We start from the raw sequence: 14,615 nt of genomic DNA, 5'->3' as shown, positions 1-14,615 counted from the left end.
AGGCAACAGCATGTCGGAATCCCATGGTGGTCAGTTCGCGCTCTTGGCGCAGCGCCGCTTCGCCCCGTTTTTCTGGACCCAGTTCCTGGGCGCGGCGAACGACAACCTGTTCAAGTTCGCCTTCACCGTGCTGCTGACCTACCAGCTGCAGCTGAGCTGGTTGAAGCCGGCCCAGGCCGGGCTGGTGATCGGCGCCTTGTTCATCCTGCCTTTTGTGCTGTTCTCGGCCACCAGCGGCCAGCTGGCCGACAAGCATGACAAGACGCGGCTGATCCAGTTCATCAAGAGCCTGGAGATCGCCATCATGGCGCTGGCGGCCTGGGGCTTTTACGCGACCAATGTGCCGGCCCTGCTGAGCTGCGTCTTCCTGCTGGGCCTGCATTCGACCCTGTTCGGCCCGGTCAAGTACGCCTATCTGCCGCAGCAGCTGAACGAGCGCGAGCTGACCGGCGGCAATGGCATGGTGGAGATGGGTACCTTTGTGGCCATCCTGCTGGGCAATGTGGCCGGTGGCGTGTTGATCGCCCGGCCCGAGGTGGGCGCGCATCAGGTGGCCTTCGCCTGCCTGGGCCTGGCGGTGCTGGGCCGGCTGACGGCGCAAGCCATTCCAGCTTGCCCGTCGACCGACCCCGGCCTGGCGATCAACTGGAACCCGGTCAGCGAGACCTGGCGCAACCTCAAGCTGGCTGGTGAGCAGCTGGCGGTGTTCCGCTCGCTGCTGGGCATTTCCTGGATGTGGTTCTTCGGCGCCGTCTTTCTGGCCAACTTCCCGGCCTTTGCCAAGGAAGTGCTGCACGGCAATGAGCAGGTGGCTTCGCTGCTGCTGGTGGTGTTCTCGGTCGGCATCGGTGTGGGCTCGCTGCTGTGCGAGCTGTTCTCGCGCCGCCATGTCGAGATCGGCCTGGTGCCGGTGGGCGCCATCGGCATGAGCGTGTTTGCCATCGACCTGTACTTCGCCTCGCGCGGCCTGCCGGCGCCTGCGGCGGCTTTGAGCCTCGGTGACTTTCTGGCCCAGGCCGCGCATTGGCGCGTGCTGGCCGACCTGTGCCTGCTGGCGCTGTTCGCCGGCCTATACAGCGTGCCCATGTACGCGCTGATCCAGCTGCGCGCGCAGCCCACCCACCGCGCCCGCATCATCGCGGCCAACAACATCCTCAACGCGCTGTTCATGATCGCCAGCTCGCTGCTGGCTGGTGCCTTGCTCGGCGCGGGCTTCAGCATTCCCGAGCTCTTCCTGGCGGTGGGCCTGGCCAATGCGGTGGTGGCGTTTTACATCTTCATGCTGGTGCCCGAGTACCTGCTGCGCTTTGTGGCTTTCGTCGCCTCGCGCCTGGTCTACCGCTTCCGCGTGCGCGGCGACGAGCACATTCCGGCGCGCGGCCCGGCCCTGCTGGTCTGCAACCATGTCTCCTTCATCGACGCCGTGCTGCTGATGGCAGCCAGCCCGCGGCCGATCCGCTTTCTGATGGACCACCGCATCTTCCGCATTCCGGTGCTGGGCTGGTTGTTCCGTCTGGCCAAGGCGATTCCGGTGGCGCCGCAAAAGGAAGACCCCGCCACCTACGAGCGTGCCTTTGAGCTGGCGCGCGAGGTGCTGGATGAGGGCGAGTTGCTTTGCATCTTCCCCGAGGGCGGCATTACCCGCGACGGCACGCTCCAGCCCTTCAAGGGCGGGCTGATGAAGATCCTGGAAGGGCGCGAGCAGGTGCCGGTGGTGCCACTGGCGCTGCAGAACCTCTGGGGCTCGTTTTTCTCACGCGTGGAGCAGGGCCAGGCCATGGTGCGGCCCTTCCGGCGGGGGCTGTTCAGCCGCGTTGGCCTGCTGGCCGGGGCGCCGCTGGCTGCACCGGCAGTCAGCCCGGAGCTCTTGCGGGAGCGGGTGGGCGGCTTGCTGCGCAGCTGAGCCGATTGCTCAGAACGCCCAGCTGAGCGCGGCATAGCCCTGGCGGCGCTGCGGCAGCTGGGTCAGCACGGCGCCGGCCGGGCCGCCGTAGTGGCGCAGGCCGGCGTCCACGCGCAGGCGGTCGCCCTGCCAGGTCAGGGAGGCGGTCCAGATGCGGCCGCCGTCGGCCGGGTGGTAGAGGCAGTCCAGCGCGGGCGACCAGCCGCCCTCGCTCCATGAAAGCCGCAGGAAGGCATTGCTGCGCTGCAGGCTGCTGCCGCTGCCAAAGGCTTGGGCCTGCCAGGCCAGGTTGGCGGCCAGGGCTTGAGGCGGCACCGCCGCGCCGGGCGGCAGGGCGCGCAGCTGCTGTGTGCGGCGCTGCCAGTCGCGCCAGTCCTGCGGGCTCAGGGCATTGCCGTCCCACCAGGCTTCGGCCAGGAGGCTGAGGCGGTTTTCACCGGTCCAGCTCAAGCCAAGCAAGGCCTGGGCATGGGAGCCGCGCAGGCCTTCGCGCCAGGGTGATTGGCGCTGCAGCAGGCTGCTGGCGTCGAGCTGGTTCAGCAGCAAGGCGTGATCGCGCCGCGCCAGGTGCAAGGAGGCATGCAGCTCCAGGGAGTCCGTGGCCACCCAGGCCAGCGCCGCACCCAGGCTGGGGCCGCTGTGCTGGCCCCAGCGGGCGAAGCCGTGCAGGTCCAGGCTGCCCTGGCGCTGGTAGACGCGGCCGGCCAGGGCTTGCTCATCGCCGCGCCTGCCTTCTTGCTTGAGCGGATTGACCCAGACCAGCGACCAGGCGGTGTCGGCGTCAAAGTGCTCGGCAGCCAGCAGCGGGCGGCCGCGCACCTGGCTGGATAGCAGGGTGCGTCGCTCTTCCTGGGCCACCATGTCATTGGGGCGGAAGGCATAACCCACGTCCCAGCTGAGCAGCTTGCGCCCGGCGCTGAGCTGCCAGGCGCCGAGGTCGGCGTTGGCGTAGAGCTCGTTGACAGTGGCGCTGCTGCTGCTGCTGCGCTTCTCGTCGGCTTCGCCGCCCCGTTCCTGGCGCAGGGCCAGCGCGGCGTTCAGGCCGCGCCATTGGCCGCGCAGCTCCGCGTCCAGGCCCTGCGTTGAGCCCTGGGGGCCCGCCAGCGGCCCCTGCGGGTTGGCGCTGCGATGCTCGCTGCGCGCGCGCAACTGGGCGCTCCAGTCCTGGGCCAGGGCCTGGGTGGGCGCGGCCAGCGACGCTGCTGCCATCAGCAGAAGAGGATGAGCACATGGAAGCAAGGGGCCTCGCATCGGACTTCTCTTCATTCCAGGCTGGGATTGCGCGCCAGGAACATGGGGTTGAGCCAGGTCTCCGGCACGGTGCGCGGTGTGCGCGAGAGATAGCGGATGCGGGTTTCCTTTTTGTGGCTGAGCTGGTCCTGCAGCACCATCTCGTTGACTTGTTTGTGGCCAGCGTCCATGAGGAAGCGGGCCTGCTTGGCCAGCTTGTCCGATTGCACGTACAAGTCGGCCTTGATCGGCTCGTGGCGGGCCTTGTCCAGCCACAGCTCGATGCGCTGGTAGCTGACGCTGCTGCGCAGGGCCTGCAGGCTCAGGTGCAGGCAGGGGCGCTCGCCGCAGCGCGCCTCGCCGATCAGCTGGCCGCTGTAGTCCTCGGCCCAGGACAGGGTGGCGATGTCGCCGGTCGAGGCATCGCCGAGCAGCTTTTGCATCGGGGTGATGCGCATCGGGCGCTGGCTGCCGGGCATCAGCAGCCAGAAATCATCGCCCAGCATCAGCACCTTCTGGCCTTTCTCGGCCGGGCTTTGCATCAGCACCAGAGACTGGCGCTTGCTCTGCACAAAGACGGTGTAGCGGCGCTCTTTCTCGACGCTGCCATCGGCGGCATGCTGGGTGACCAGGGTCTCGACCTGCAGCTTCTCGGCGCTGTTGGCGCCGCCGCTGCGGAACTGATCGGCGGTCTTGAGCAGGCTGGGCACATCCTGGGCGGCCGATGTGCCGGCCAGCAGCAGGGCAGCCAGGCCAAGAATGGGCGCAAGGGTGGCGTTCTTCATCGCGGGTGTGTTCCTCAGGTGTGGGCCAGGGCCTGGACCACGGGTTGATGCACGGTCTTGCGCGCCACCAGGGCCGAGGCCAGCATCACCAGCAGCAGCATGGCTAGGAGGGTGGCGGCGTAGACGCCAGGGTCGATGGCAATGCTCAGCGGATAGCCGTCCGAGCGTCCCGGCGGCGGCGGCATCTGCACCGGAAAGAGGTAGAGCAGCACGCTAGCGCCCAGGGCCAGCAGCGCACCCAGGGCCGCGCCGCCGCCGCCGAGCACCATGCCCTCCAGTGCCAGGCTGCGCAGCAGCTGCCGGGGCAAGGTTCCGAGGGCGCGCAGGGTGCCGATCTCGCGGGTGCGTTCGATGATGGCCATGGCCATGGCATTGGTGACTACGAAGATGACGATCAGGAAGATGATCAGGCCCAGGGCGCCGAAGATGCGGTCGTAGAGATCGCGCACGCTGCGGTAGAAAAAGGCCTGGGTCTCCCAGTTCTGCACCTCCAGCTCGGGGAACTGGGCGGCCACCCGCGCCTGCGCGCCCGGCACGGCCTCCATGCTGCGCAGGAACACGCCCAGGCTGCTGATGCGCGCCTTGTTCAGCAGCTTCTGTGCCGTCAGGACATCGGTGTAGACCAGGCGCTTGTCCATGTCCGGGATGCCGGTGGAGAACACGCCGCGCACCCGCACATCGAGGGCGTTGAGGGCGCCGTCGGCGGTGCTGGAGAGCAGGGTCAGGCTGCTGCCGGGCTCGGCCTTGAGGCTGCGCGCCAGGCCTTCGCCCAGCATCACCTCGGCGCTGGCCTGGGGGCTGCTGAGTAGGGCCTCGCCGGCCTTGATCTTCAGGAAGGGGCCTTTGATGGCGAACTCGCTGTCGGGGTCGATGCCCACGGCCATCATCACCGTCGACTTGTCGCCATTGCTGATCAGGCCGCTGAAGTCCACGCGCGGCAGCACCTGGCGCACCTCGGGGTCGGCCAGCAGCCGGGCGCGCAGCTCATCGGCCTGGTCCAGGCCGTGCTGCAGCGGGGTGTCTTCGTCTTTGTGGAACTGATCGGGCTTGGCCAGGATCAGGTGGCCGCTGCTGCGGGCCGCCATCTGGGCCAGACCCTGGTAGGTTGACAGGGCGAAGCCGCTGGCCAGCAGGATGGCGGCGGTGCCCAGGGCGGCGATGGACACCGTCACCCAGGAGCGGCGGCGGTTGCGCCGCGCGTTCTGCCAGGCAAATTTCAGCCAGGGAAAGTGGTTCATGCGGCGGCTCCGAGAGGCAGGCTGGTTTCGTGGGGGCTGATGCGGCCGTCGAGCAGGGCGATCACCCGGTCGCAGCGGCAGGTCAGGCGGCTGTCGTGGGTAGCGATCAAGAAGGCGGCGCCCTGCCGATGCGCCAGCTCGCGCATCAGGCTGAGCACCTGATCGGCGGTGCCGGAGTCCAGGCTGGCGGTCGGCTCGTCGGCAATCACCAGGCGGGGCCGCTTCACCAGGGCGCGGGCGATGGCCACGCGCTGGCGCTGACCGCCGGACAGGGCATCGGGCCGATGTGCGGCGTGCTCCAGCAGGCCGACCGATTGCAGTGCCTCGCGCACCCGCTGCTGCCGTTCGGCCCAGGGCAGGCCGGCCAGGAACAGGGGATAGTCCACGTTCTCGGCCACGCTCATCACTGGCACCAGATTGAAGTTCTGGAAGATGAAGCCGATGGCATCGCGGCGCAGCAGGGTGGCGCCGGTTTCATCGCGGGCGTCGACCGGCCGGCCTTGCAGCAGAATCTCGCCCCGATCGGCGGCATCGATCAGGCCGCACAGATTGAGGATGGTGGACTTGCCGCTGCCCGAAGGGCCGGTCAGGGCCAGCAACTCGCCCTCGCGCAGCTGCAGGTCCACTCCTTGCAGAGCGGGCACGATGTGTTCGCCCAGGCGGTAGGTCTTGTGCACCGCCCGCATCTCCATGACCACGGGCTGGCTCATGACTGCAGGGCCTTCAGCTTGGCCTGGGCCTTGCTGGCCTGTGGGGCGCCATGCTCCTGCACCAGCTGGTAGAACTTGCGGGCCTCGTCGCGGCGCTCGCCCTGCTCGGCCGCGCGGCCTGCCTGCATCCAGACCGTGGCGCGGAAGGCCAAAGGCGTTTGTGCGAACTGCGGGTGGTTCAGCACCTCTTGCAGCAGCTTGTTGCCGCGCGGGCCGCGGTTGAAGAAACCGGGCAGGGCCAGAAAGGTGCTGGCGGCGGTGAAGCGGGTGTCCAGGGCGATGGGGATCTGGCCGGCCGCGGCGGCGTCGTGTGTGTTGTTGAGCAGGGCCAGGGCCTTGTCCAGATAGGCCAGGCCTTCTTCGGCATGGCTCATCTTCTTCCAGGGCAGCATCGTGGTGGTGGCGCGCAGCGAGGTCGCCGCGCCCAGCTTGGCCATGAGAGAGGGGTTGCCGGGCTCGGCGCGGAGCAGGGCGGTGTAGGCCTCGACCGCCTTCTCGATGGCCGCACTGTCGCCCTGGGTGGCGGCCAGGAACAGCTGCTGGGCCTGGGCGAGTGCCTGCGGCGCTTCGCTGGCGGCCTGGCTCAAGCTCAGCGTGGACGCCAGGCTCAGGCTCAGCAGGGCCTGCACGACCAGGCGATGGCGACGGCGGGCGGGGGCGTGGTGGGGCTTCATCCGGGGGCTCCTCGGTGCGTTGGACTTGATGGACTCAAGCCCGCACCTTAGAAGCCCCCTTCATGTCGCGCATCGGCTTTGCGACTCGCGGTCGCCAGGCGGCGCGAACGGTGGGCCTTGCGGCGTGAAATGCGCCTGCCGCGGCGCCTCAGACCGTCATGCCGCCGGACACCTCGATCACGGCGCCGTTGATGTAGCTGGCGTCCTCGCTGGCCAGAAAGGCGTAGACGCTGGCGATCTCTTCGGGCTTGCCCAGGCGCTTGAGCGGCACATGGGCTTGCATCTCGGTGATCACCTTCTCGGGGATGGTGGCCAGGATCGGCGTTTCGATGAAGCCCGGCGCCACCGCATTGACGCGCACGCCCTTGGGCCCCAGCTCGCGCGACCAGGTCTTGGTGAAGCCGATCACGCCGAACTTGGCCGCCGCGTAATTGGTCTGGCCGAAATTGCCGTAGAGGCCGACCACCGAGCTGGCGTTCAGGATGACGCCGGCGCCCTGCGCCACCATGGTGTCGGCCACGGCCTGGGCGCAGTGGAAGACGCCGCGCAGGTTGACGTCGATGACGGCATCGAACTGCTCCAGGCTCATCTTCTGCAGCCGCGCATCGCGGGTGATGCCGGCGTTGTTGACCAGCACATCGATGCGGCCGTAACGCGCCAGCAGCTCGGCCACCACCGCATCCACCTGGGCGCGGTCGGTGACATTGAGCACGAGGCCCAGGCTCTCGGCGCCGAGCGCGCGGCATTGCGCCGCGGCGGCATCCACCGCTTCGGGCTTGATGTCGCCACAGATGACGATGGCGCCCTCCTGGGCAAAGCGCAGGGCGGTGGCCAGGCCGATGCCTTGGGCGGCGCCGGTGATGAGACAAACCTTGTTTTTCAGCTTCATGGTGAACGAGGGGTCGCGGTGGGCGGAGATGAATAGGAGATGAAGGGGAGATGAAGAATCGGGATGAAACAGGAAGAAAAATCGGTACGCGGCGCACAGTCTAGAGCCCGGCCGCGCCTCGGCCTGCCGCTAACATCGCGCGATCTTTGGTTTCACAGCGGACGGTGTTTCATGCAAGCCTTCGTGTCTCGTTTCCTGAATCGCACAGCGCTCTCGACCGCGCTGGCCTTGTGCGCGGCCGGCGGCCTGGCGCCCGTGCAGGCGGCTGGCCTGTCGGCCTCTTCAGCGTCCGAGAGCATCGGCACCTCGATCGGTAGCCTGTCCACCTCGGTGCAGCAGTCCAGTGCCAGCTCGACCGGTGACAAGCGCGTGGCCGCTGGCGAGTACCGGCTCATCGAGCTGGCCGCGGCCCCCGGCCGACCCGGGCAACTGCGCCTGACCCTGCAGGCCAAGGCCGAATCCGCCGGGGCCGCGGCCGAGACGTCGGCCGACACCTTCCACCTTTTCCTGCCTCAGGCTGCCTTGAACGCAGCCCGCCTGCAGCCCGGCGATTCGATCCAGGCCCGTGCCAAGCCCTATGGTCTGGAGTTTGTCGAGGTGCGCAGCCAGCAGGCCTTCTTCCTGGTGCTGGAGGACGAGATCTACCGCGAGCTTCCTTCGCGGCCACTGAGCCTCTGATCACCCATGGCCTACCTGCACCGCGCGTGGGGCGTGGCTGCGATGGCCTTGGGTTTGAGCGCATCGGGTGGCGCCTGCCATGCCGATGTGCTGCGCTACTGCGCCGGCAACCAGGCCATGAGCGTGGCGCAGCAGGACCGCCTGCTGCGCTTCAGTGCAGTGGTCAAGCAGCAGTTGGAGGCCTCGGGGCATGCCCTGGCCCTGGTGGCTCGCGCCGGGCTGGATTTGCAGCGCTTCGGGCTGCGCTATTCGCACGCCGGCATCAGCCTGCGGGACAGTCCCAACACCCCCTGGTCGGTGCGGCAGCTGTATTTCTCCTGCGAGGAAGGGCGGCCCCGCCTGTTCGATCAAGGCCTGGCCGGTTTTCTGCTCGGTTCGCTGACGCCGGATCTCAGCGTCATCTCCTTGCTCTTGCTGCCTCCCGAGGCAGAGCGGGCCGTGCTGGCCTGGGTCGGCGATGAAGGCCGGGCGCTGCAGCTGCTGGCGCCGCGCTACAGCGCCAATGCTTACGCTTTCGGCCTCGACTACCAGAACTGCAATCAATGGCTGGTGGAATTGCTGGCCACCAGCTGGGGCGGGCTGCAGCCCGCGTTTGACGCCGTACCTGGGCGTTATGAGCCGAGCTTGCGCGCGCAGGCGCAGGCTTGGCTGCAGGCGCAGGACTATCAACCGACGCGCATCGATCTGGGCTGGCGGCCCTTGCTCTGGGCCACGGCCTTGACCCCCTGGTTGCATCGCGACGACCACCCGGCTGAAGACCTGGCAGCGCTGCGCATGCGGGTCAGCATGCCCGAATCCATCGAACAGTTCGTGCGCCAGCGCTGGCCCGAAGCGCGCCGCATCGAACTCTGTCTGCGCGGTCAGGACTTGGTGTTGCGCCAGGGCTGGCAAGCCCTGCCGGCGGATTGCGCGCCTTCGGCGGCAGACCAAGAGTTCAGCCTGGGCGGCTGATGCCTCTTCGCGCCCGAGGCGCGGTCCCTGCGGGAGCAGGGCGGTGAAACAGGCGGTCCCGGCGGCCGCTTGAATGGCGCGTTCGTGAGCAGCTGTGTCGAGATGTCTCTGCCGGCGCCTTGCGGGACCGCGTGGCGGGCGGTGGCGATGTGGCTGAACGGCCTTGGTGTTCAGCGGCTTTGGCAAGGCTCCGCCCCTCCCCGGTCGCTAGGCGATCTGGACTGCTTTTGGTATTGCTGTTTACGCGAAGTTTCGGTCTAACTAGGTGTTTTCATCTATGTTTTGCGACAAACTGGTATCTAAAGTAAATACCACTGATGGGCCGGAGACTTGTTCTGGTCTTGAAGCGGTTGCCTTGGATGCCAGTGGCTCTGGGGCTTGAATCACACCGGCGCTGCAGCCTTCTGGCGCGTGAGAGATGGGAGTTGTTCATGAACCGAAGTCCTGAAATCGCCACCCAACTGGCATGCGGCAGAGAGCGCCTTACCGGAGCGCGCGAGGTTTCCATGAATCGACCGTTCGGCCTACTGTCAGGCCTTACAGGTCGTCATCCCGGCGTCATCGTCTGGACGGCTCGGGCCGTGTCGGCCCTGCTGCTGGCTGCGGCCGCACCGGCCTGGGCGGTCAACTGCAGCACGCTGCCGGTCTGGGCCGCAAGCACGGCCTACACCGCGGGCAAGCAGGTGCAGGAGGCCGGCAAGGCCTATTCAGCCAACTGGTGGACGCAAGGCCAGGCGCCGGCCAGCAACTCGGGCAGCTGGGGTGTGTGGAAGCCACTCGGCGCTTGTGACGGCGGTGGTGGTGGCACGGGCGGCAACAAGGCGCCGGTGGCCAGCTTCAACTCGGTGGTGGATCGCCTGACCGTCAGTTTCGACGGCAGCGGCTCCAGCGATGCCGATGGCACGGTGGCCAGCTGGCGCTGGGACTTTGGCGATGGCACCAGCGGCACGGGCGCCAAGATCAGCCATGCCTACGCCAAGACTGGCACCTATCCGGTCACGCTGACGGTCACCGATGACAAGGGCGCCACCGGCAGCAAGGCCTTGAGTGTGAGCCTGGTTTCCGTGGTCAAGGACCCGGTGACCGGCAAATACATCTTGCGTCAGGCCGATGTGCAGGCCAATGAAGCGCGCCTGACCGGCACCCCGCTGTTTGCCTCGGTCAAGGCCTCGGTGGCGACTCGGGACAACGCGGTGGTCACGGCGGTCAAACCCGGTGCGGCCAGTAACCCCGAGAACGTCAAGCGCGTTGAGCGCATCCTGCCGGCCAGCCAGTGGGAGTTCCTCTTCCCCCTGCGCCACCCGAGCTACACCTACACCGGCCTGTTGCAGGCCGTGGCCAAGTTCTCGGGCGTGTGCAGCAGCTACAGCGATGGCCGGGATGCCGACGCCATCTGCCGCAAGACCCTGGCCACCATGTTTGCCCACTTCACCCAGGAGACCGGCGCGCATGACCGCAACAACGCCATCCCGGAGTGGCGCCAGGCCCTGTACTTCGTGCGCGAGTCGGGCTGCAGCGAGAGCAGCTACGGCTGCCCCTACAACAACGAATGCCTGCCCAGCACCTGGCAGGGTCAGGTCTGGCCTTGCGGCAAGGATGCGCAAGGCCGCTACAAGCAGTATTTCGGCCGCGGTGCCAAGCAGCTGTCCTACAGCTTCAACTACGGGCCCTTCTCCGACGCCATGTTCGGTGATGTGAAGGTGCTGCTGAACAACCCCGAGCAGGTGGCCGACACCTGGTTGAACCTGGCCTCGGCGGTGTTCTTCTTCGTCTACCCCGCCTCGCCCAAGCCCAGCATGCTGCATGTGGTGGACGGCAGCTGGAAGCCCAATGCGACCGACACGGCCCAAGGTATCAAGCCCGGCTTCGGTGCCACCACCAATGTGATCAACGGCGGCATCGAATGCGGTCAGATCACCGAGAAGCCGCAGTCGGTCAACCGCATCGCCTACTACCGGCAGCATGCCGCCTCGCTCGGCGTGCCCATCGCGGCCAATGAGGAACTGGGCTGCGCGACCCAGAAACCCTTTGTAGTCGGCGGCGCCGGCGCTCTGGACATCTACTGGGACCAGGACTGGGCCTACTACCCCGATATGCCCGAGGGCAAGGCCTTTGCCTGCAAGCTGGTCGGCTACCAGACCGCCCACTTCGCCCTCAAGGCAGGCGACTACCAGCGCTGCGTCGAGAAGTACTTCGATGTGGTGATCAAGCCATGAGCCCTCACTGAGAACCCCGGCGGGCCGGACGCGTCGCTCCGAGCCCGTTTTCCCCCAAAGCCGTTTGTACAGCCCTCGTTTCAGCGAGGGGTGGGGCGGCTGCATTCCGCGACGCAAACCGCCCAGCCCAGCGCCCTGAGCGCTGCCAAGAACCTAGCCTGAGACAAGCAAGGACTTCCCATGAAACATGCACTTCCCAGCCTGAGCGTGCTGGTGGCCGCCATGGCCGCCAGCCCCGCTTTGGCCTACAACTGCACCGGTGTGAATGAGTGGTCGGCCACGGCCGTCTACACATCGGGCGGCAAGGCCAAACAGAACAACAAGGCCTACCAAGCCAAGTGGTGGACCCAGGGCAACAGCCCGGCCACCAACTCGGGCCAGTGGGATGTCTGGAAGCCTCTGGGCGAATGTGACGGCGTCGTCAATCAGCCGCCGGTGGCAGCGTTCACCTCCAGCATCAACGGCCTGGCCGTCAGCGTCAACGGCAGCGGCTCGACCGATGCCGATGGCCGCGTGGTCAGCTATGCATGGACCTTTGGCGATGGTGGCACGGCCACCGGCGCCACCGCCAGCCGCAGCTATGCCGCAGCCGGCACCTACACCATCACCTTGACGGTGACCGACGACAAGGGCGCCACCAGCAGCAAGAGCAGCCAGGTGACCGTGGGCACGGTGGTCAACCAGCCGCCCGTGGCCGCCTTCACCAGCACGGCCAATGGCCTGACGCTGAGCGTCAACGGCAGCGGCTCCAGCGACCCCGACGGCACGATCGCCAGCTACGCCTGGAATTTCGGCGATGGCGGCACTGCCACCGGTGCCACCGCCAGCCGCACGTATGCGGCCGCCGGCAGCTACAACGTCAGCCTGACCGTCACCGACAACAAGGGCGCCACCAACACCAAGACCCAGGCCGTCACCGTGACCGGCGGCTCCGTCAACAAGCCGCCCACGGTGGCCCTGACGGCGCCCAGCGCTGGCGCTACGCCCGGCGCCGGTGACAGCGTGACCCTGAGCGCCAATGCCGCCGACAGCGACGGCACGGTCGCCAAGGTGGCTTTCTATGTCAACGGCGCCCTGGTGTCCGAGGACAGCACGGCGCCCTACAGCGTGGCCTGGACTGCGCGTGCCGGCGTGGCCGATATCGTGGCTCGCGCCACCGACGACAAGGGAGCCAGCAGCGACAGCCCGGCCGTGCGCATCACCGTCAGCGGCACCTCCACGGGCGATGAGCGTTGCCGCCCAGAAGGCCTGCTGACCACGCCGGGCACGACGCCGGCCTACTGCAAGGTCTACGACGAGCAGGGCCGCGAAAAGATGGGTGCGGACAAGCCGCGCCGCATCATCGGCTACTTCACCAGCTGGCGCACCGGCAAGAACGGCCAGCCCGCCTACCTGGCCAGCAACATCCCCTGGGCGCAGCTGACCCACATCAACTACGCCTTCGCGCATGTGGACGGCGCCAACAAGCTCTCGGTCGGCAATGTCAACGACCCGAACAACCCGGCCACCGGCATCACCTGGCCCGGTGTGGCGGGCGCCGAGATGGACCCGGCCTTCAGCTACAAGGGCCACTTCAACCTGCTGAGCAAGTACAAAAAGCAGTTCCCGCAGGTCAAGACCCTGGTGTCGGTCGGCGGCTGGGCCGAGACCGGCGGCTACTTTGACGACAGCGGCAAGCGCGTGGCCAGCGGTGGCTTCTACACCATGACCACCAATGCCGACGGCAGCGCCAACACGGCCGGCATCAATGCCTTTGCCGACTCGGCCGTGGCCTTCCTGCGCCAGTACGGCTTTGACGGCGTGGACATCGACTACGAGTACGCCACCAGCATGAAGGACGCCGGCAACCCGGATGACTTCGCCATCTCCAACGCACGCCGTGGAAGCCTGGTGAAGAACTATGTGGTGCTGATGCAGACCTTGCGCGCTCGTCTGGACGCAGCCGGTCAGGCCGACAACCGCCACTACATGCTGACGGTGGCAGCCCCGGCCTCGGGCTATCTGCTGCGCGGCATGGAGAACTACCAGGTCACCCAGTACCTGGACTACGTCAACATCATGAGTTATGACCTCCATGGTGCCTGGAACCAGTTTGTCGGCCCCAATGCCGCGCTCTATGACGATGGCAAGGACAAGGAGCTGGAGGCCTGGAATTACTACACGGCAGCGCAGTACGGCCGCATCGGCTATCTGAACACCGACTGGGCCTACCACTACTTCCGCGGTGCCTTGCCGGCCGGCCGCATCAACATCGGCGTGCCGTACTACACCCGCGGTTGGAAGGACGTGACGGGCGGTACCAATGGTCTTTGGGGCACGGCGGCGCAGACCGACCAGACCAAGTGCCCGCCGGGAACCGGCGGTGGCACGGTGCAGAAGTGCGGTGCAGGCGCCATTGGCATCGACAACCTCTGGCATGACCTGGACGTGTCCAACAAGGAAGTGCCGGCCGGTTCCAACCCCATGTGGCACGCCATGAACCTGGCCGCTGGCAAGCCCGGCAGCTATCTGGCCGCCTACGGTCTGAACCCGGCCACCAACCCGGCCGATCAGCTGACCGGCAGCTACACCCGCTTCTACGACGGCACCCTGGTCGCCCCGTGGCTGTGGAATGCCCAGAAACGGGTCTTCCTGTCCACCGAGGACGAGCAGAGCATCGGTGTGAAGGCGCAGTACGTGGCGGACCGCGGCATCGGTGGTGTGATGTTCTGGGAACTGGCCGGCGACTATGCCTACGACAACGCCAAGGCCGAGTACTTCATGGGCAGCACGCTGACCAAGGCGCTGTACAACAAGTTCAAGACGGCCGCGCCCTACGGCAACCGCCTGAGCGCCACGGCCCTGCCGACCGAGAGCCTGGACATCCGCTTCAGCATCGCTGGCTTCGCCCTGGGTGATGCCAACTACCCGATCAATCCCAAGCTGACCCTGACCAACAACAGCACGCAGACCCTGCCGGGCGGCACCGACTTCAGCTTCGATGTGCCCACCGCCATTCCTGCCACGTTGACGGATCAGAGCGGCTTCGGCCTGAAGATCGTGCAGAGCGGTGCCAACCCGTCCGGTAACAACATCGGCGGCCTGAAGAACGACGTGCACCGCGCTGCCTTCAAGCTGCCGACCTGGCAGACCCTGGCCCCGGGTCAGAGCGTCACCATCGCCCTGAACTACTACCTGCCCATGCCCATGCCGAGCAACTGGGTGGTCAGCTTCGGTGGCAAGTCCTACAGCCTCAAGCAAGAGGCACGGCGTGCGGACCTGAGCGCCGCCGCCCTGGCCAAGGCCGCTGCCGCCAAGGCCGCAGGCAAGTGAATGCTAGCAACCCCTCTCAACGGAGCATG

11 protein-coding genes are annotated in these 14,615 nt (G+C 67.2%); 5 read left to right on the top strand and 6 right to left on the bottom strand.

The annotated features are described in order from the left end of the window. Window positions 1-10 precede the first annotated feature (10 nt). Window positions 11-1,903 (top strand): MFS transporter, encoded by a 1,893-nt coding sequence (locus tag C1O66_RS10390; RefSeq protein WP_102767816.1) that lies wholly within the window; start codon window positions 11-13, stop codon window positions 1,901-1,903. Window positions 1,904-1,912: 9 nt separating this feature from the next. On the opposite strand, the gene C1O66_RS10385 is transcribed toward C1O66_RS10390, so the two are convergent. The 6 genes from C1O66_RS10385 to fabG all read right to left on the bottom strand — a co-directional run bounded on the left by C1O66_RS10385 (window position 1,913) and on the right by fabG (window position 7,429). Beyond that, window positions 1,913-3,112 carry a hypothetical protein gene (locus C1O66_RS10385; protein ID WP_102767815.1) on the bottom strand — a complete coding sequence of 400 codons (1,200 nt, stop codon included), beginning with the start codon at window positions 3,110-3,112 and terminating at the stop codon, window positions 1,913-1,915. A gap of 53 nt (window positions 3,113-3,165) precedes the next feature. Then, a complete protein-coding gene (locus C1O66_RS10380) occupies window positions 3,166-3,918 on the bottom strand; it encodes an outer membrane lipoprotein-sorting protein (protein ID WP_102767814.1) in 753 nt (250 codons plus the stop codon). Between the two features lie 14 nt (window positions 3,919-3,932). Beyond that, window positions 3,933-5,156: an ABC transporter permease gene (locus C1O66_RS10375; protein ID WP_102767813.1), complete on the bottom strand. Its 1,224-nt coding sequence runs from the start codon at window positions 5,154-5,156 to the stop codon at window positions 3,933-3,935. Further along, entirely contained in the window at window positions 5,153-5,866 is a 714-nt protein-coding gene (locus C1O66_RS10370; protein WP_102767812.1) for an ABC transporter ATP-binding protein, read from the bottom strand. Before C1O66_RS10370 ends, C1O66_RS10375 begins: the two co-directional genes overlap by 4 nt. Next, complete coding sequence (locus C1O66_RS10365) at window positions 5,863-6,540, bottom strand: hypothetical protein (protein ID WP_102767811.1); 678 nt, start codon at window positions 6,538-6,540, stop codon at window positions 5,863-5,865. Before C1O66_RS10365 ends, C1O66_RS10370 begins: the two co-directional genes overlap by 4 nt. Before the next feature lie 148 nt (window positions 6,541-6,688). Continuing rightward, window positions 6,689-7,429 (bottom strand): 3-oxoacyl-ACP reductase FabG, encoded by a 741-nt coding sequence (gene fabG / locus C1O66_RS10360; protein WP_102767810.1) that lies wholly within the window; start codon window positions 7,427-7,429, stop codon window positions 6,689-6,691. A 171-nt stretch (window positions 7,430-7,600) separates the two neighbouring features. On the opposite strand from fabG, the gene C1O66_RS10355 reads away from it, so the two are divergent. The 4 genes from C1O66_RS10355 to C1O66_RS10340 all read left to right on the top strand — a co-directional run bounded on the left by C1O66_RS10355 (window position 7,601) and on the right by C1O66_RS10340 (window position 14,586). After that, window positions 7,601-8,107 (top strand): hypothetical protein, encoded by a 507-nt coding sequence (locus tag C1O66_RS10355; RefSeq protein ID WP_102767809.1) that lies wholly within the window; start codon window positions 7,601-7,603, stop codon window positions 8,105-8,107. A gap of 6 nt (window positions 8,108-8,113) precedes the next feature. Next, on the top strand, window positions 8,114-9,058 hold the full coding sequence (locus C1O66_RS10350) for a DUF2145 domain-containing protein (protein WP_102767808.1): 945 nt from the start codon (window positions 8,114-8,116) through the stop codon (window positions 9,056-9,058). 506 nt (window positions 9,059-9,564) lie between these two features. Beyond that, window positions 9,565-11,274: a glycoside hydrolase family 19 protein gene (locus C1O66_RS10345; RefSeq protein ID WP_207795930.1), complete on the top strand. Its 1,710-nt coding sequence runs from the start codon at window positions 9,565-9,567 to the stop codon at window positions 11,272-11,274. Window positions 11,275-11,454: 180 nt separating this feature from the next. After that, on the top strand, window positions 11,455-14,586 hold the full coding sequence (locus tag C1O66_RS10340; RefSeq protein WP_102767806.1) for a chitinase C-terminal domain-containing protein: 3,132 nt from the start codon (window positions 11,455-11,457) through the stop codon (window positions 14,584-14,586). Window positions 14,587-14,615: the final 29 nt, after the last annotated feature.

The organism is Paucibacter aquatile, assembly GCF_002885975.1.
Taxonomy (GTDB): Bacteria; Pseudomonadota; Gammaproteobacteria; order Burkholderiales; family Burkholderiaceae_C; genus Paucibacter_A; species Paucibacter_A aquatilis.
Note: the sequence above shows the minus strand (reverse complement) of the source record. Positions and strands in the feature narration are given on the sequence as shown.